Origin of the sequence: Pseudomonas sp. B21-028 (genome assembly GCF_024749045.1) — a bacterium.
In the GTDB taxonomy this organism is placed as follows: domain Bacteria; phylum Pseudomonadota; class Gammaproteobacteria; order Pseudomonadales; family Pseudomonadaceae; genus Aquipseudomonas.
Map to the genome: position 1 here is coordinate 1,251,026 of NZ_CP087184.1, position 18,049 is coordinate 1,269,074.

Below are 18,049 nucleotides of genomic sequence, written 5' to 3' on the forward strand. Positions count from 1 at the left end.
TTCACCGAGGCGCAAAATCATAGGGGATACGTCGACGTCTGAGAAAAGGAAAGCGTGGCTTGGTTAAATTTCCTTACAGATATTTCTTTTTTCTCGGAGGCCTCTGCATTTTTTTGACTAATTACTCTAAAACTGCCTCCTCGCTGTGTGAATCGCCCCTATTCTTTAGCTTGGCAAAGGGGTGCTGTCCGCGGGCCCGGCAGGCTCCGGGAATCAATTCGACGTACACAAGGACACCGTTCATGACGAAACTACAGGGCATTGCCGAAATGCTGGGGCTCCTTCCCTGCCTGCACAACGTGCGCCGGACGCGGCGCCTTAGCCTGGAGGAACTGCGACTGGTGGAACGCTACCGCGAGCTGTCGGAAAACGACCGGATCGCCATGCGTTACCTGGTGGATGCGATGAGGAGTGTTTCGCGGTTTTGAAATGCCGCATTTTCCCAATAGGCAAAGAGCGTTTGCCTACGATCAGCGGCGGTTGCAGGTTCGTACTTGAAGTATTACTTTTCTTGTTGAGGTAATACATCGAAGGAGAAGACAGTGTCGACGACAATGACAAGTAAGGGGCAGGTCACCATTCCCAAGCCTATTCGCGATGCGTTGCACCTGATTCCAGGTTGTGCGGTCGAGTTCAGTGTTAACGCACAGGGAGAAGTGGTGCTGCAGGCCGGTAAGCCTCGAAGCGCGGAAAAAGAGGTTCGCGATCGCTTCGAAGCTGCCCGTGGCAAGGCGGATATCAAGTGGCGCACCGATGAGCTGATGGCGCTGTTACGAGGTGACGATTGATGGTGTTGGTCGACACCAACGTGTTGATTGATGTTCTGGAAGACGACCCTGTTTGGGCTGACTGGTCCATCCAGCAGTTGCGTGCCCAATCCCAGATCCATGACCTTGCCATCAACCCGATTGTCTATGCCGAACTCTCCCAGGCTTTTTCCACTTTTGAGGCATTGGATGAGGCTGTTACTGAACTGGGTCTGTTGATGCTGGAGATACCTCGACCGGCGTTGTTTTTGGCCGGCAAGGCTTTTGTGCGCTATCGCAAGGTAGGTGGCGGAAAGACTAATGTACTGGCCGATTTTTTCATTGGCGCCCATGCCGCCGTGAAGGGCCTGACTTTGTTGACCCGGGATGCCAAACGTTACCGCAGCTATTTTCCCTCGGTCGAATTGATAGTGCCTTACTGACCCTCGCCTGACCACGACCAGGTTTGTTGCCGGTCGTGGTGTGATGGGCTCTTCAGATCAATGCTTGAACATCACATGCCGCACCACCGTGTAGTCCTCCAGCCCGTACATGGACATGTCCTTGCCGTACCCGGAATGTTTCTGACCGCCGTGGGGCATTTCGCTGACGAGCATGAAGTGGGTATTCACCCAGGTGCAGCCGTATTGCAGGCGTGCCGAGAGGCGATGGGCCCGGCCGACGTCGCGGGTCCATACCGATGAGGCCAGGCCGTAGTCCGAATCGTTGGCCCACTCCAGCACCTGGGCTTCATCGAGGAACGGGGTGACGGAGACCACTGGGCCGAAGACTTCCCGGCGCACGATCTCGTCGTCTTGCTGGGCATCGGCCAGTACCGTCGGTTCGAAGAAGAACCCGTTGCCCTCCACGGTCTTGCCGCCGGTGATCAAACGGATATGTGGCTGGGCGATGGCGCGTTCGACGAGCCCGGCCACGCGGTCGCGATGCTGGGCAGTGATCAGCGGGCCCATCTCGGTGTCCGGCGCGGTTTGCAGGCCGTACTTGATGCTGCCCACGGCGGCACCGAGTTTTTCGACGAACTGGTCGTAGATGCCTTGTTGGGCATAGATGCGACAGGCCGCGGTGCAATCCTGGCCGGCATTGTAGAAGCCGAAGGTGCGGATACCTTCCACGGCGGCGTCGATGTCGGCGTCGTCGAAGATGATCACCGGGGCCTTGCCGCCCAGTTCCATGTGGGTGCGCTTGACGCTGTCGGCGCTGCTGGAAATGATGTGCGAGCCGGTGGCGATGGAGCCGGTCAGCGACACCATGCGCACTTTCGGGTGAGTGATCAGCGGCTGGCCAACGGTCTGCCCACGACCGAATACCACGTTGAGTACACCCGCCGGGAAAATCTCCGAGGCCAGTTCCGCCAGGCGCAATGCCGTCAGGGGCGTCTGTTCCGACGGCTTGAGCACAACAGTGTTGCCAGCGGCCAGGGCCGGGGCGATTTTCCAGGCGACCATCATCAGCGGGTAGTTCCAGGGCGCGATGGAGGCAATGACGCCCACCGGGTCGCGACGGATCATCGACGTATGCCCAGGCAGATATTCGCCCCCCGCCGAGCCGTTCATGCAGCGACTGGCGCCGGCAAAGAAACGGAACACGTCGGCAATGGCCGGGATTTCGTCGTTCAGGGCGGCGCCCAGGGGTTTGCCGCAGTTGTCCGATTCCAGCTTCGCCAGTTCTTCGCCATGGGCTTCAATGGCGTCGGCCAGTTTGAGCAGCAGCAGGGAGCGGTCCTTGGGCGGGACCTGCGACCAAGTGTCGAAGGCGTCATCGGCGGCGCGCACGGCGGCGTCGACCTGGGCTTCGCTGGCTTCGTTGATTTCCACCAGCACCCGGCCCAGCGCCGGATTGAACACGGCTTGTCCGGGACCTTCGCCGTTCACCAGGCGACCGTTGATCAGCAGTTTGGTTTGCATGTCCATGTCCTCTCAAGTTGTTGTTTTTTGTGGGAGCGAGCCTGCTCGCGAAGGCGTTCCATCAGGCAACCCTTGCACTGACTGGACCACCGCTTTCGCGAGCAGGCTCGCTCCCACAGGGGTTCATCGCTGTTCATGCCTGAGTTATTTCCCCCCGCTACCCGCCACGCTCTCGCCCCCACGGGTCAGGTAATAGGCGCCCAGGATCGGCAGCATGGTCACCAGCATCACGAGCATGGCGACGACGTTGGTCACCGGCACGTCGCGGGGGCGGCTGAGCTGGTTGAGCAGCCAGAGCGGCAGGGTGCGTTCATGGCCGGCGGTGAAGGTGGTGACAATGATTTCGTCGAACGACAATGCGAACGCCAGCATGCCGCCGGCCAGCAGGGCCGAGCCGAGATTGGGCAGGATGATGTAGCGGAAGGTCTGCCAGCCATCCGCCCCCAGGTCCATCGAGGCCTCGATCAGGCTGTGGGAGGTGCGGCGTAGCCGGGCGATGACGTTGTTGTAGACGATCACCACACAGAAGGTGGCGTGGCCGACGACGATAGTGAACATGCCCGGCTCGATGCCCAGGGTCTTGAACGTGGCCAGCAGCGCAATGCCGGTGATGATCCCCGGCAGGGCAATGGGCAGGATCAGCATCAGCGAAATCCCCTGCTTGCCGAAGAAGTCGCGGCGGTACAGTGCCGCCGAGGCCAACGTGCCGAGCACCATGGCGATCAGGGTGGCGATGCTCGCGATCTGCAACGACAACTTGATCGCCTCCAGTACATCCGGGCGGGCGAAGGCCACACTGAACCATTTCAGGGTCAAGCCCTTGGGCGGGAAGCTGAACGCGGCATCTTCGGTATTGAAGGCATAGAGGAAGATGATCAGGATCGGGAAGTGCAGGAACACCAGCCCGCCCCAAGCCGCGATGCGCAAACCCCATGAAGCCCGGGATGAAGAATCAGAGTGCATCGAAAGCCCCCAGGCGCTTGACGATAGACAGGTAAATGGCGATCAGCACGATGGGCACCAGCGTGAAGGCGGCGGCCATGGGCATGTTGCCGATGGCGCCTTGCTGGGCATAGACCATGCTGCCGACGAAGTAGCCCGGCGGGCCCACCAGCTGGGGCACGATGAAATCCCCCAGGGTCAGCGAGAACGTGAAGATCGAACCGGCGGCGATGCCCGGGACCGACAGCGGCAGAACCACTTGCATGAACGTCTGGCGTGGCCTGGCGCCCAGGTCCGCCGAGGCTTGCAGCAGTGAGGGCGGCAGGCGCTCCAGGGACGCCTGGATCGGCAGGATCATGAATGGCAGCCAGATATAGACGAATACCAGGAAGCGTCCCAGGTGCGAAGTGGACAGCGTACTGCCGCCGACGCCGGGGATTTCCAGCACGAACTGCAACGCCGGTCCCAGGCCCAGGTGCTGGATGAACCACTGCGCCACGCCGCCCTTGGCCAGCAGCAATGTCCAGGCATAGGCCTTGACGATGTAGCTGGCCCACATGGGCAGCATCACCGCGATGTAGAAGAACGCCTTGGTCTTGCCGCTGGTGTAGCGCGCCATGTAATAGGCGATGGGAAACGCGACGACGGCGCTGGCGATGGACACCGCGATGGCCATGCTCACCGTGCGCAGGATGATGTCGAAGTTCGAGGGTTGGAACAGCGCCGCGAAATTCGCCAGGGTCAGGTCGGGGGTGACCGCCATGGTGAAGTCGTCGAAGGTGTAGAAGCCTTGCCAGAGCAAGGTCAGCAGCGAGCCCAGGTAGATCGCGCCGAACCAGATCAGCGGCGGCACCAGCAGCATCGACAGGTACAGGTTGGGCCGCCGGTACAGCAGGTTGGAAAACCGTCGCAGCGAGCCCGGCGCGGGTGTCCGGGGGAGGGCCAGTGTATTCATCTCAGGCCTCGCCGCCGAGGGTGTCGTGCAGGGCGATCATCGCCTCGCGGGCCCAGCGGACCCTGAGTTGCTGGCCGGTCTGGTGCGGGGTGTTGCTGTCGGCCCACTGGGTGTTGGCCTGGCTGAGGTTCAGGGTCTGGCCGTTTTCCAGTTTCAACTCGTAACGAGTCGAGCTGCCCTGGTATTGAATGTCGTGAAGCAGCCCCTGGACTTCGATTTCATGGCCGTCCAACGGGCCCTCGGCGAAACGCACGTGTTCCGGGCGGATCGAGAAGGGCTGTGGATAACCGCTCAGCTGTCGTGCCAGTTCGCCGCGAATCACGTTGGAGGTGCCGACAAATTCCGCGACGAAGGTGGTCGCCGGCTTCATGTACAGGTTGCGCGGTGTATCCACTTGTTCGATGCGGCCCTTGTTGAACACCGCCACCCGGTCGGACATCGACAAGGCCTCGGTCTGGTCATGGGTGACGAAAATGAATGTGATGCCCAACTGGCGTTGCAGTTTCTTCAGTTCGCCCTGCATCTGTTCGCGCAGCTTCAGATCGAGGGCACCCAGGGGTTCATCCAGCAGCAACACCCGCGGGCGATTGACCAGGGCACGGGCCAGGGCTACACGCTGACGCTGGCCGCCGGAGAGCTGCGCCGGCTTGCGTTCGCCATAACCGCCCAAGGCCACCATTTCCAACGCTTCGTCGGCGCGCTTGATGCGCTCGGCCCTGGCGACGCCTTTGACTTTCAGGCCGTAGGCCACGTTGTCGCGCACGTTCATGTGGGGAAAGAGGGCGTAGTCCTGGAACACCGTATTGACGTCCCGTTGATAGGGTGGCAATCCCGCGGCCTCTTCGCCATGGATACGGATGGAGCCGGCGCTCGGCTGTTCGAAACCGGCAATCAGCCGCAGGCAGGTGGTCTTGCCCGACCCGGAGGGACCCAGCATGGAAAAAAATTCGCCGTCCTCGATGTCGATGGAGACCCGGTCAACGGCCTTCACGTCGCCGAATTGACGGGAAACCTGGGTGAACTGGACTGCGAGTGTCATGGTGCGGTGCTCCATAAAGCGGTGCGGCATGAAATTTCAATGATGGGAACACTGTCCTGTGGCGAGGGGATTTAGCGAAACGTCGCACCGCCCCGCTGGGCTGCGAAGCAGCCCCAAAGCAGTCCACTGAATTCACCTGACAAACCGAGTTGGTGGGATTCAGGGGCTGCTTCGCAGCCCAGCGGGGATAAATCCCCTCGCCACAAAGGCAGTGTTCATCGCCACTTGCGTGGCGACAGATTGGCCCTACCGCCCGCCCATGATCGCGATGTAATCCTGGGTCCAGCGGCTGTATGACACGAACTTGCCGCCCTCGGCCTGCGGGGTTTTCCAGAAGGCGATCTTGTCGAACTGGTCGAAACCGTTGGTCTTGCACCCTTCAGCCCCCAGCAGCTCGCTGCCCTGGCACGCCGCGGGCACTGCCGGCAAGGAGCCGAACCACGCTGCCACGTCACCCTGGACCTTCGGTTGCAGTGACCAGTCCATCCATTTGTAGGCGCAGTTGGGGTGCTTGGCCTCGGCGTGGAGCATGGTGGTGTCGGCCCAGCCGGTGGCGCCTTCCTTCGGAATGGTCGAGGCGATCGGTTGTTTTTCGTTGATCAGGCCGTTGACCTGGTACGGCCAGGCACCGGACGCCACCACGCCTTCGTTCTTGAAGTCACTCATCTGCACGGTGGTGTCATGCCAGTAGCGGTGGATCAACGGTTGCTGGGCCCGCAGCAGCTCCAGCACGGCCTTGTACTGGGCTTCGTTGAGTTGATACGGGTCCTTGATACCCAGCTCGGGCTTGGCCGTCTTGAGGTACAGCGCCGCATCGGCCATGTAGATCGGCCCATCGTAGGCCTGCACGCGCCCCTTGTTCGGCTTGCCATCGGGCAGGGTCTGGGCGCTGAACAACACGCTCCAGCTGGTGGGCGCCTGCTTGAATACATTGGTGTTGTACATCAGTACGTTCGGCCCCCACTGATACGGCGTGCCGTAGGTCTGCTGGTTGACCACGTACCACGGCGCGTCCTTGAGGCGCGGATCGAGGTTCTTCCAGTTGGGAATCAATGTGGTGTTGATCGGTTGCACCCGCTTGCCGGCGATCAGTCGCAACGAAGCATCGCCCGAAGCAGTGACCAGGTCGTAGCCACCCTTGCTCATCAGGCTGACCATTTCATCGGAGGTCGCGGCGGTTTTCACATTGACCTTGCAGCCGGTTTCCTTCTCGAAACCGGTCACCCAATCGTAGGCCTTGTCGCTTTCGCCTCGTTCGATGTAACCCGGCCAGGCCACGATATCCAGCTGGCCTTCTCCCGCGCCAACGGTCTTGAGCGTTTCGGCGGCCTGGACGCTGATGCTGGTCAGCAGCGCCATGGTGATTGCACTGAGCAATACGGTGTTGTGCGCGTACATGGGAATCCCTCTTGCTTTAATTATGTTCGGGGCAGTGTTTTCAACGGGTGAAGCGCCATGGATGGCCTGTTATCAGCGTAGTGCTGTTTATAAATGCTGGCCGTGGCGGGCCATGATGTGGCGCACCACGCTGTAGTCCTGGAGCGAGTCGCTGGACAGGTCTTTGCCATAGCCCGAGCGCTTCAGGCCGCCGTGGGGCATTTCGCTGACCAGCATGAAGTGGCTGTTGATCCAGGTGCAGCCGTATTGCAGGCGCGCCGCCACCTGCATCGCCTTGTCCAGGTTCTGGGTCCAGACCGAGGACGCCAGGCCATATTCGGAGTCGTTGGCCCAGTCCACCGCCTGGCTGAGTTCATCGAAGCGGGTCACGGTGACCACCGGGCCGAACACTTCGCGCTGGACGATTTCATCACTGTGTTTGCAGCCGGCCAGCAAGGTTGGCTGGTAATAGAAGCCGGCACCGGAGTGCACTGCCGCGCCGGTGATGCGTTCGATGTGCGGCTGGCCGAGGGCGCGTTCGACGAAACTGGCGACACGGTCGCGCTGGCGGGGGCTGATCAACGGGCCGATTTCGTTGTCGGCGTCGCGTTTGCCGGCAAAGCGCAGGCTGCTGACCGCCGTGCCGAGTTCGGCCACCAGCCGGTCGTGGATGGCGCCCTGGGCGTAGATCCGGCAAGCCGCGGTGCAGTCCTGCCCGGCGTTGTAGTACCCATAGGTGCGCACGCCCTCGACCACCGCCTGGATGTCGGCATCGTTGCAGACGATCACCGGGGCCTTGCCACCCAGCTCCAGGTGCGTGCGCTTGAGGGTTTTCGCCGCGGCCTGGAGGATTTTCTGGCCGGTGACGATATCCCCGGTCAGCGAGACCATGCGCACCTTGGGATGGCTGACCAGATGGCTGCCGACTCCTTCGCCGCCGCCGCAGATGATGTTGATGACGCCCCGAGGCAGGATCTCGGCCAACAGCGGCGCCAGGGCAAGAATGGACAGCGGCGTGTGTTCCGAGGGTTTGAACACCAGGGTGTTGCCCGCGGCCAGGGCCGGGGCGATTTTCCACGCGGCCATCATGATCGGGTAATTCCACGGTGCGATGGACGCGACCACGCCGATCGGGTCGCGGCGCACCATGCTGGTGTAGCCGGGCAGGTACTCGCCGCTGAGCTGACCGGTCTGGCAGCGCACGGCGCCGGCGAAGAAACGGAACACATCCACCGTGGCACTGAGGTCATCCTGCCGCGCCAGATGCAGGGGCTTGCCACAGTTCAGCGACTCGAGACGGGCCAGGTGATCGGCGTTCCGTTCAATGGCACCGGCGATTTCCAATAGCAGGTTCGAGCGTTGTTGCGGGGTAGTGCGCGACCATCCATCGAAGGCGCGGTGAGCAGCCAGGATCGCTGCCTCGACCTGCTCGATACTGGCCTCGGCGATAGAGACCAGCACTTCGCCGGTGGCCGGGTTGAGGATCGGCTCGACAAAACCCTCGCCGGAAACGAGCTCCCCATCGATCAGCAGCGCGGTGCACAGTTGGGTTTGCGTGCCAGCCATGTTTGGTTTTCTCTTTATTAAATGGCCCGGGGGATGCAGCAAGACTAGTGCGCGGTCTTCAGGCCGACAAATTCTAAATACTCAAGTCTGCATTCGATTAAATAGATGGCTTGCGCCCACCCTGGGGTTGTTCCCGGGCGACGGTCAGGAAAGGATCGACCAATGCCGGTCGTGACGTGCCACGGCGCCAGGCCAACCCGACGTCAAGGGTCTGGTTGAGGTCGGCGATCGGGCGCGCTTCGATGATGTCGCCCTCCAAGGACCAGGGACGGTATGTCATGTCCGGTTGGATCGACACGCCCAGTCCCGCCGCCACCAGGCTGCGCACCGCTTCGGTCGAGGCGGTGCGCAGCGTGATCTTCGGTTGCAGGCCGGCACCGCGCCACAGGCGCTGGGCGTTGCGCTCCATCTCATCGACGTTCAGCTGGATCAGCGGTTCGCAGACGACGTCCGTCAAGTTGATGCTGTCGTGTTCCAGCAGCGGGTGCTGGGCCGGCAGCCACAGGCGGTGCGGAGAGTGGGTCAATACTTCGGTCTGCAAGGCATGGCGATCTTCGAGGTTGGACAGGATGAGCACGCCGACATCGATTTCACCGCTGACCAGCAGATGCTCGATATAGGGTCGTTCGTCTTCCATCACGCGGATCACCACATTCGGGTAGGCACGCTGGAAGCGGGTCAGCAAGTCCGCCAGGTAGTAGCCGGCGACCAGGCTGGTGACCCCGACGGTCAGATGGCCAGCCACCTGGTCGGTGCTTTGCTGCAGGCTGCGCTTGGCGTTGTCGACGGTGGCGAGGATCAGGTGGGCCTGGCGCAGGAACTGATGGCCCTGATGGGTCAGGGTCATGCCCTTGGCATGGCGGTTGAACAGGCTGACCCCGATCTCCTGCTCCAGTTGCTGGATGGCCAGGGTCAGGGTGGACTGGGAAATGAACGCCGCTTGCGCTGCGGCGGAAATCGAACCGGTCTCGGCTACGGCGATGAAATGGCGGATCTGACGCAGAGTCATCATGAGTGCGTACCCGGCGGGCTGTTTTTATCGATGTTTTGCAGTGTATATCGTTTTTTCTGAAGGCTGGCGGAAGCGCTCGAAGAGGCGAGCAACATCTCGAAGCAATCTCGCCGACGACTCCGGGCACTTTCGATTTAGGCTGGTGGCCTTGCTCATCGGTTACCCGAACACAGGGAGGCAACGAAAAATGAACACCCGTGGATTGCTCGATCAGCTACTCAAGTCCGGCCAGGACCTTTTGCAGAACAAGACGGGCGGCGCGCAGAACAAGCCGGCCGGTGGGCTTGGCGACCTGCTGGGGGGCAAGGCCGGGAGCGGCGGGCTTGGCGGCCTGCTTTCCGGTGCTGGCGGTGGTGCATTGGCGGCGGGCGCCATGGGCTTGCTGCTGGGCAACAAGAGAATCCGCAAGACCGGCGGCAAGGTCGCGCTCTACGGCGGTCTTGCCGCGCTGGGCGTGATCGCCTACAAGGCCTATGGCAACTGGCAAGCCCAGCAGGGCCGTGCGCCGCAAACGGAACCCCAGACCCTGGATCGCGTCCCCCCGGCGCAGGTCGAGCAGCACAGTCAGGCCATCCTCAAGGCGTTGGTTGCGGCAGCCAAGGCCGATGGTCATGTGGATGAACGTGAGCGTCAGTTGATCGAAGGCGAATTCACCAGGCTCGACAACGACCAGGAGCTGCAGCACTGGCTGCATGCCGAGCTCAACAAACCCCTGGATCCCGCCGATGTCGCCCGCGCCGCCGGCACCCCGGAAATGGCCGCGGAAATGTACATCGCCAGCGTGATGCTGGTGGACGAAGAAAACTTCATGGAAAAGTCCTACCTCGATGAACTGGCGCGGCAGCTCAAGCTGGAGCCGGGGTTGAAAGTCGAGCTGGAGAATCAGGTGCGGCAGGCTGGCGTATAAATAAATCCTTCCCCTGTGGGAGCGAGCCTGCTCGCGATAGCGATGAATCAGTCAAAACCCATGTCGACTGGATGTCCGCTATCGCGAGCAGGCTCGCTCCCACAGGGGCTGCGTCGATTGCTGAAGGTGTGCCCAATACACTCGGCGCATCATGCCCCTCGGCTATACTCCCCGGCATTTCGAAGTCCTCCGAGGTTTTACTGTGAAGAACTGGACGTTGCGCCAACGCATCCTGGCGAGTTTTGCGGTGATCATCGCCATCATGCTGCTGATGGTGGTGGTCTCGTATTCGCGGTTGTTGAAGATCCAGGACAGTGAAGAGCGGGTACGTACCGATGCGGTGCCAGGGGTGTATTACAGCTCCATGATTCGCGGGGGCTGGGTCGATAACTACGTCCTGACCCAGCAGATCGTCGGCCTCTCGGGCAACCGGGAAATCACCGCCGAGGACAAGGCCCGCTACCAGGGCTTCGAGCAGCATCTGCGTGAAGAAATACAGAACTATCAAAAGCTGATCCAGAACCCGGCCGACCAAGCCTCCTTCGATGAATTCGAAACCAATCACCAGGCGTTCAACCAGGCCATGGCGAAAGTGCTCGACCTCTATCAGCGCAAGGATTACGAAGGCGCGCGACAGGCACTGGACAAAGAGCTGACGCCTGCCTGGATCGGTGGGCGCACGCACCTGAACCACATCATCGAGCGCAATCGTGAACTGGCGGAACAGGCCACCGGGACCATCGATGATGCCGTGGCGGCAGCCAAGGTCGCCATGGGCCTGTCATTTCTCGTCGCGATAATCGTTGCCGTTCTCTGCGGGCTGTTGCTGATGCGCGCAATCATGGCGCCGATGAATCGCATTGTGGAAATTCTTGAGGTCATGCGCAGCGGCGACCTGAGCGGACGCCTGAACCTGGCGCGCAAAGATGAATTCGGCGCAGTGGAAACCGGCTTCAACGACATGATGGCCGAGCTGACATCCCTGGTGTCCCAGGCCCAGCGCTCGTCGGTGCAAGTCACCACGTCGGTGACCGAGATCGCCGCCACCTCCCGCCAGCAACAGGCCACGGCCACGGAAACCGCCGCCACGACCACGGAGATCGGCGCCACCTCTCGCGAGATTGCCGCGACCTCCCGCGACCTGGTGCGCACCATGACCGAAGTCTCCTCCGCCGCCGACCAGGCCTCGGTGGCAGCCGGTTCCGGTCAGCAAGGCCTCGCACGCATGGAGGAAACCATGCATTCGGTAATGGGCGCCGCCGACCTGGTGAATGCCAAGCTGGCGATCCTCAACGAGAAGGCCGGCAACATCAACCAGGTGGTGGTCACCATCGTCAAGGTGGCCGACCAGACCAACCTGTTGTCCCTCAACGCCGCCATCGAAGCCGAGAAGGCCGGCGAGTACGGTCGTGGCTTCGCCGTGGTCGCCACCGAGGTACGCCGCCTGGCCGACCAGACGGCGGTCGCCACCTATGACATCGAGCAGATGGTGCGCGAAATCCAGTCCGCCGTGTCCGCCGGTGTGATGGGCATGGACAAGTTCTCCGAAGAGGTCCGCCGCGGCATGGCCGAGGTGCAGCAGGTCGGTGAACAGCTATCGCAAATCATCCATCAGGTCCAGGCGCTGGCGCCGCGGGTGCTGATGGTCAATGAGGGTATGCAGGCCCAGGCCACCGGGGCCGAACAGATCAACCATGCGCTGGTGCAGTTGGGCGATGCCAGCAGCCAGACCGTGGAGTCCTTGCGTCAGGCCAGTTCGGCCATCGACGAGCTGAGCCAGGTAGCCGTGGGGCTGCGTGGCGGCGTTTCGCGTTTCAAAGTCTGATGGGCGAATTCGAGGCCAGGCGTGGCGCCGCTCCGGTGGCCCGTCAAACCCTGTTCCTGATGTTTTGCATCGGCAACGAGCGCTATGCCCTGCAAGCCATCGACGTGGTGGAGGTGCTGCCACGCCTGCCGCTCAAGCCGATCGCCCGGGCGCCTGCCTGGGTGGCGGGAGTGTTCGCCTGGCGCGGGACAGTGGTGCCGGTGATCGACCTGTGCAGCCTGGCCTTTGGCCAACGTGCCGAAGCCCGTACCAGTACGCGGTTGGTGCTGGTGCATTACCGGCCCGACGAGCACCTGCCGGGGCAGGTGCTGGGGTTGATCCTGGAGCAGGCCACCGACACGTTGCGCTGCGATCCGCTGGAGTTCCAGCCTTATGGCCTGGACAACCGGCAGGCGCCGTACCTGGGCCCGGTGCGCGAAGATGCCCAAGGGCTGCTGCAATGGGTGCGGGTCAATGACCTGCTCGACGAATCGGTCCGCGCCTTGCTGTTTCCCACGCCGCCGTTGAGCCTCGATGGCGTTGAGGCAGGGCCATGAACAGCGACCAGCGTTTTTTCGATTTCCTCAAGGAGCGCATCGGTCTGGATGTCACCTCCGTCGGCACCGCCATCATCGAACGCGCCGTGCGCCAGCGCATCATCGCCGTACCTGGGCGAACCGCCGATGAGTATTGGCACAGCCTGCAGGCATCGACCCAGGAGCAGCAAGCGCTGATCGAAGCGGTGATTGTCCCGGAGACCTGGTTCTTCCGCTACCCGGAGTCCTTCGCGACTCTCGCCCGGCTGGCCGTCAGGCGGCTGGCCGAAATCAGGCACTTGCGCGCCCTGCGCATCCTCAGTCTGCCGTGCTCCACCGGCGAGGAGCCTTACTCCATCGCCATGGCCTTGCTCGATGCGGGCCTGGAGCCTCATCAATTCAAGGTCGACGGGCTGGACGTCAGCCCTCTGTCGATAGAGCGAGCCAGGGGGGCACGTTACGGCAGGAATTCGTTCCGAGGGGCGGACCTCGGTTTTCGCGAGCGGCATTTCACCCTCGACGGGGAGGGCTATCGCCTCAGCGAGCGGGTGCGCGAACAGGTGCGCCTGCAAGTGGGTAACCTGCTGGACCCGGCACTGCTGGCGAATGAAGCGCCCTATGATTTTGTGTTCTGTCGCAACTTGCTGATCTATTTCGACCAGCCGACCCAGCGAGTGGTGTTCGAGGTGCTCAAGCGCCTGACCCATCAGGACGGCGTGCTGTTCATCGGCCCCGCCGAGGGCAGTCTGCTCGGACGGCTGGGCATGCGCTCGATCGGGGCTGCCCAGTCATTCGCCTTCAGCCGCCAGGGCGCTCCGGATCCCCAACCGTTGCCAGCCCTGATGCCCACGCCGTTGCCGATTCTCCAGGCATCGCCCCGTGTCGTTTCCCCCGCGGTTCGTCCCCGCCCGTTCATGGCGAGCGTGACGCCGATTGTCGAACCGAAAAGCAGTGACGCCGCCACCTTGCTCGCCAGCATCGCCGCCCAGGCCAACGGCGGCAACAGCGCCGAGGCCCGAGCGGCCTGCGAGCAATACTTGCGCAGCCACGCGCCCAACGCCCAGGTATTCTATTGGCTGGGCCTGCTCAGCGACATGGCCGGCAGTGCGCTCGAAGCCCAGGGATTTTATCGCAAGGCGCTTTATCTTGAGCCGCAACACGCAGAGGCCCTGGTGCATCTGGCGGCGCTACTGGCTTCCCAGGGAGACGCGGCCGGGGCCCGTCGATTGCAGGAACGCGCCGCCCGCAGCGGACGCTTGGCTGACAGTGAGCGTAAACGATGATCGGTTCGGCTTTCCCTAACGTCATCCATGACGACACCCAGGCAATCGACGACTGCTGGAACCGCATCGGCGTGCAGGGTGACAAATCCTGCCCGTTGCTGGCCGAGCATATCCACTGCCGCAACTGTTCGGTGTATTCGGCCGCCGCCACGCGCTTGCTGGACCGCTATGCCTTGCAGCAGGACGACCGGGAGCTGGCCTATGCCCCTATGGACATGGATGTAGCGACGCGCTCGTTGCTGATGTTCCGCCTGGGAGAAGAGTGGCTGGCCCTGACCACCCGCAGCCTGGTGGAAGTGGCGCCGTTGCAGCCGATCCATTCGTTGCCGCACCAGCGCTCTCGTGCCTTGCTGGGGGTGGTGAATGTGCGCGGTGCGCTGGTGGCCTGCCTGTCGCTGGTCGAACTGCTGGGGCTGGAGCCCGGCTCGACAACAGCGGCGGGCGGGCGAGTCATGCCGCGCATGTTGATCGTCGCGGCCCAGGGCGGTCCCGTGGTGGTGCCGGTGGACGAGGTGGATGGTATCCATGCCATCGACGAACGCATCCTGGAGACGGCCTCGCAGTCCGGTGGCAAATACACCCATGGCGTATTGCATTACAAAGGTCGCAGCCTGCGTTGGCTGGATGAGGAACAACTATTGTCCGCCGTGACCCGGAGCCTGTCATGACCCCAGATCAGATGCGCGACGCCTCGTTGCTGGAGCTGTTCAGCCTGGAAGCCGAGGCCCAGACCCAAGTGCTGAGCGCCGGTCTGCTGGCCTTGGAGCGTGATCCGACCCAGGCCGACTCTCTTGAGTCGTGCATGCGCGCGGCCCATTCCCTCAAGGGGGCGGCGCGGATCGTCGGCGTGGATGCCGGGGTCAGCGTGGCTCACGTCATGGAGGATTGTCTGGTCAGTGCCCAGGAGCGTCGCCTGGTCCTGGGCGCCGAATACATCGATGCCTTGTTGCAAGGCACCGATCTGTTGACGCGCATCGCCACGCCGGGCAACAGCGTCGGCGCGGCCGACGTCGATGGCTACGTGGCGCTGATGGGGCGTTTGCTTGATCCCGCCGCGACACCGGCGCCGGTCGCGACACCGCCGAAGATCGAGATGCCCGCGGAGCCCGCCCCCGTCGAACCGCCGGAGCCGGTCGCGCTGGCGCAAGCGCCCTCGAAGGGCAAGCGGGTCGCCGAAGGTGGCGAGCGGGTGCTGCGGGTCACTGCCGAACGGCTCAACAGCTTGTTGGATCTGTCGAGCAAATCCCTGGTGGAAACCCAGCGCCTCAAGCCCTGGCTGACAACGATGCAACGGCTCAAGCGCCAACAGAGCAATGGCTTGCGCGCCCTGGAAGAGTTGAACGTCCACCTCAAGGACCACGCCCTGAGCCTGCAGGCCCAGGAAGCCCTTGGCGATGCCCGCCGCCTGCTGGCCGAAACCCAGCAGTTGCTGGCGCAGAAAACCGCCGAGCTGGACGAGTTCGCCTGGCAGGCCAGCCAACGGGCGCAGGTGTTGTACGACACGGCGCTGGCCTGTCGCATGCGGCCGTTCGCGGATGTGCTGTCGGGCCAGGCGCGGATGGTGCGGGACCTGGGCCGTAGCCTGGGAAAACAGGTGCGCCTCGAAATCGAGGGCGAGAAAACCCAGGTCGACCGTGATGTGCTGGAAAAACTCGAAGCGCCGCTGACCCATCTGCTGCGCAATGCCGTGGACCATGGCATCGAAACCCCGGAACAACGGCTGCTGGCCGGCAAGCCCGCCGAAGGCCTGATCCGCTTGCGCGCCTCCCATCAGGCCGGTCTGCTGGTGCTGGAGCTGGCGGACGATGGCGCGGGCGTCGACCTTGAGCGCGTGCGGCGCAGTGTCGTCGAGCGCGGGCTGTCTCCCGAACAGACCGCCGCCAGCCTGAGTGAAGAGGAGCTGCTGACGTTCCTGTTCCTGCCCGGCTTCAGCCTGCGGGACAAGGTCACCGAAGTGTCCGGGCGCGGGGTCGGCCTGGATGCGGTCCAGCACATGGTCCGGCAATTGCGCGGCGCGGTGGTATTGGAGCAGGTGGCGGGCGAAGGCAGCCGTTTCCACCTCGAGGTGCCACTGACGCTTTCGGTGGTGCGCAGTCTGGTGGTGGCGGTTGGTGATGAAGCCTATGCCTTTCCCCTGGCTCATATCGAACGCATGTGCGACCTGGCGCCGGAAGACATCGTGCAGGTCGAGGGGCGACAGCACTTCTGGCACGAAGGCCGGCACGTTGGGCTGGTCGCGGCCAGCCAGTTGCTCAATCGCCCGGCAACGCAGGACAGCGGCCAACACCTCAAGGTGGTGGTTATCCGCGAGCGCGAAGCGATCTACGGCGTGGCGGTGGAGCGTTTCATCGGCGAAAGGACCCTGGTGGTCCTGCCGCTGGACGAGCGCCTGGGCAAGGTCCAGGACATTTCCGCGGGGGCCTTGCTGGACGATGGCTCGGTGGTGTTGATCGTCGATGTCGAAGACCTGCTGCGTTCGGTGGACAAGCTGCTCGATACCGGACGCCTGGAGCGCATCGCCCGCCAGAATCAGGCCCAGGCACCGCGCAAGCGGATCCTGGTGGTGGATGATTCGCTGACCGTGCGTGAGTTGCAACGCAAGCTGTTGCAGGGGCGCGGCTACGACGTGGCCGTGGCGGTGGATGGCATGGATGGTTGGAACGCGTTGCGTTCGGAGGATTTCGACTTGTTGATCACCGACATCGACATGCCGCGCATGGACGGTATCGAACTGGTGTCGCTGTTGCGCCGCGACAATCGCTTGCAGTCGCTGCCGGTGATGGTGGTGTCCTACAAGGACCGTGAAGAAGATCGCCGCCGTGGCCTGGACGCCGGAGCCGACTATTATCTGGCGAAGGCGAGTTTCCATGACGACGCCTTGCTCGATGCCGTGGTCGAACTCATCGGAGGCGCTCGCGCTTGAAAATTGCCATCGTCAATGACATGCCCCTGGCAGTCGAGGCCCTGCGCCGCGCACTGGCGTTCGAGCCGGCGCATCAGGTGGCCTGGGTTGCCGCAAACGGGGCAGAGGCGGTGCAGCGTTGCGCTGAACATACCCCGGACCTGATCCTGATGGACCTGTTCATGCCGGTCATGGATGGTGTGGAGGCCACCCGACGGATCATGACCGAAACACCCTGCGCCATCGTGATCGTCACCGGTGACAGCCAGCAGAACGTCCACCGGGTATTCGAAGCCATGGGCCATGGCGCACTGGACGTGGTCGACACGCCGGCCTTGGGTGTGGGTAATCCCGAAGATGCGGCGGCACCGTTGCTGCGCAAGATCACCAACATCGGCTGGCTGATCGGCGAGCGTGCCAATCGTGCACGAGGCACACCGACTGCGCCGCGTCCCGCCGCGTCCCGTAAAGGCCTGGTGGCCATCGGCTCTTCGGCCGGCGGGCCGGCCGCGCTGGAGGTTTTGCTCAAGGGCCTGCCGCTGCACTTCGCCCCGGCCATCGTACTGGTCCAGCATGTGGATGAGGTGTTTGCCGCTGGCATGGCCGAATGGCTGAGCAGTGCGTCGGGCCACAAGGTTCGCCTGGCACGACACGGCGAACCGCCACAAAGTGGCACGGTGTTGCTCGCCGGCACCAACCACCATTTGCGTCTGTTGAAGGACGGCACCCTGGCCTACACGGCCGAACCGGTGAACGAGATCTATCGGCCCTCCATCGACGTGTTCTTTGAAAGCGTCGCGAGTTTCTGGAATGGCGACGCAGTGGGTATTTTGCTCACCGGCATGGGCCGTGACGGGGCACAGGGGCTTAAACTCATGCGCGAGCAAGGCTATGTGACCATTGCCCAGGACCAGCAGAGCAGCGCGGTGTACGGCATGCCCAAGGCGGCGGCGGCCATTGATGCGGCTGCGCAGATTCTAGCGCTGAACAACATGGCGCCACGGTTGATAGAGATTTTTTCCAGATGACAACCCTCAGCAGTCCTGGCCAAAGCC

Annotated in this window: 17 protein-coding genes; 10 read left to right on the plus strand and 7 right to left on the minus strand. The window is 62.8% G+C overall.

Annotation, left to right across the window (positions count from 1 at the left end):
• Positions 1–242: 242 nt before the first annotated feature.
• The 3 genes from LOY35_RS05560 (at position 243) to LOY35_RS05570 (ending at position 1,189) form a co-directional block, all read left to right on the plus strand.
• Positions 243–428 carry a hypothetical protein gene (locus LOY35_RS05560; protein ID WP_258631280.1) on the plus strand — a complete coding sequence of 62 codons (186 nt, stop codon included), beginning with the start codon at positions 243–245 and terminating at the stop codon, positions 426–428.
• 114 nt (positions 429–542) lie between these two features.
• Positions 543–788: an AbrB/MazE/SpoVT family DNA-binding domain-containing protein gene (locus LOY35_RS05565; protein WP_258631282.1), complete on the plus strand. Its 246-nt coding sequence runs from the start codon at positions 543–545 to the stop codon at positions 786–788.
• Positions 788–1,189 carry a type II toxin-antitoxin system VapC family toxin gene (locus tag LOY35_RS05570; protein WP_258631283.1) on the plus strand — a complete coding sequence of 134 codons (402 nt, stop codon included), beginning with the start codon at positions 788–790 and terminating at the stop codon, positions 1,187–1,189. Before LOY35_RS05565 ends, LOY35_RS05570 begins: the two co-directional genes overlap by 1 nt.
• A gap of 57 nt (positions 1,190–1,246) precedes the next feature.
• Here the strand turns inward: LOY35_RS05570 and LOY35_RS05575 are convergent, their stop codons facing one another.
• The 7 genes from LOY35_RS05575 to LOY35_RS05605 all read right to left on the minus strand — a co-directional run bounded on the left by LOY35_RS05575 (position 1,247) and on the right by LOY35_RS05605 (position 9,562).
• A complete protein-coding gene (locus tag LOY35_RS05575; RefSeq protein ID WP_258631285.1) occupies positions 1,247–2,671 on the minus strand; it encodes a gamma-aminobutyraldehyde dehydrogenase in 1,425 nt (474 codons plus the stop codon).
• Positions 2,672–2,815: 144 nt separating this feature from the next.
• Complete coding sequence (locus tag LOY35_RS05580) at positions 2,816–3,634, minus strand: ABC transporter permease (protein WP_258631286.1); 819 nt, start codon at positions 3,632–3,634, stop codon at positions 2,816–2,818.
• Positions 3,624–4,568, minus strand: coding sequence for an ABC transporter permease (locus tag LOY35_RS05585; protein WP_258631287.1), 945 nt, complete (start codon positions 4,566–4,568; stop codon positions 3,624–3,626). Before LOY35_RS05585 ends, LOY35_RS05580 begins: the two co-directional genes overlap by 11 nt.
• A gap of 1 nt (position 4,569) precedes the next feature.
• Positions 4,570–5,607 carry an ABC transporter ATP-binding protein gene (locus LOY35_RS05590; RefSeq protein ID WP_258631288.1) on the minus strand — a complete coding sequence of 346 codons (1,038 nt, stop codon included), beginning with the start codon at positions 5,605–5,607 and terminating at the stop codon, positions 4,570–4,572.
• 246 nt (positions 5,608–5,853) lie between these two features.
• Positions 5,854–7,005: a putative ABC transporter substrate-binding protein YdcS gene (ydcS, locus tag LOY35_RS05595; protein WP_258631289.1), complete on the minus strand. Its 1,152-nt coding sequence runs from the start codon at positions 7,003–7,005 to the stop codon at positions 5,854–5,856.
• Between the two features lie 87 nt (positions 7,006–7,092).
• The gene (locus LOY35_RS05600; protein WP_258631291.1) at positions 7,093–8,550 is read right to left on the minus strand and encodes a gamma-aminobutyraldehyde dehydrogenase; all 1,458 of its coding nucleotides are present in this window, start codon (positions 8,548–8,550) and stop codon (positions 7,093–7,095) included.
• A 97-nt stretch (positions 8,551–8,647) separates the two neighbouring features.
• A complete protein-coding gene (locus LOY35_RS05605; RefSeq protein ID WP_258631292.1) occupies positions 8,648–9,562 on the minus strand; it encodes a LysR family transcriptional regulator in 915 nt (304 codons plus the stop codon).
• A 187-nt stretch (positions 9,563–9,749) separates the two neighbouring features.
• Between LOY35_RS05605 and LOY35_RS05610 the strand changes: the two genes are divergently transcribed.
• The 7 genes from LOY35_RS05610 to LOY35_RS05640 all read left to right on the plus strand — a co-directional run bounded on the left by LOY35_RS05610 (position 9,750) and on the right by LOY35_RS05640 (position 18,022).
• Entirely contained in the window at positions 9,750–10,469 is a 720-nt protein-coding gene (locus tag LOY35_RS05610; protein WP_258631294.1) for a tellurite resistance TerB family protein, read from the plus strand.
• Between the two features lie 202 nt (positions 10,470–10,671).
• Positions 10,672–12,294, plus strand: a complete 1,623-nt coding sequence (locus LOY35_RS05615; protein WP_258631296.1) for a methyl-accepting chemotaxis protein — start codon at positions 10,672–10,674, stop codon at positions 12,292–12,294.
• A complete protein-coding gene (locus tag LOY35_RS05620; protein ID WP_258631297.1) occupies positions 12,294–12,830 on the plus strand; it encodes a chemotaxis protein CheW in 537 nt (178 codons plus the stop codon). Before LOY35_RS05615 ends, LOY35_RS05620 begins: the two co-directional genes overlap by 1 nt.
• Positions 12,827–14,092 carry a CheR family methyltransferase gene (locus LOY35_RS05625; RefSeq protein WP_258631298.1) on the plus strand — a complete coding sequence of 422 codons (1,266 nt, stop codon included), beginning with the start codon at positions 12,827–12,829 and terminating at the stop codon, positions 14,090–14,092. The genes LOY35_RS05620 and LOY35_RS05625 overlap by 4 nt, the downstream gene beginning before the upstream one ends.
• The gene (locus tag LOY35_RS05630; protein WP_258631299.1) at positions 14,089–14,760 is read left to right on the plus strand and encodes a chemotaxis protein CheW; all 672 of its coding nucleotides are present in this window, start codon (positions 14,089–14,091) and stop codon (positions 14,758–14,760) included. Before LOY35_RS05625 ends, LOY35_RS05630 begins: the two co-directional genes overlap by 4 nt.
• The gene (locus LOY35_RS05635; RefSeq protein WP_258631300.1) at positions 14,757–17,015 is read left to right on the plus strand and encodes a hybrid sensor histidine kinase/response regulator; all 2,259 of its coding nucleotides are present in this window, start codon (positions 14,757–14,759) and stop codon (positions 17,013–17,015) included. The genes LOY35_RS05630 and LOY35_RS05635 overlap by 4 nt, the downstream gene beginning before the upstream one ends.
• On the plus strand, positions 17,012–18,022 hold the full coding sequence (locus LOY35_RS05640; protein WP_258631302.1) for a chemotaxis response regulator protein-glutamate methylesterase: 1,011 nt from the start codon (positions 17,012–17,014) through the stop codon (positions 18,020–18,022). The genes LOY35_RS05635 and LOY35_RS05640 overlap by 4 nt, the downstream gene beginning before the upstream one ends.
• Positions 18,023–18,049 lie beyond the last annotated feature (27 nt).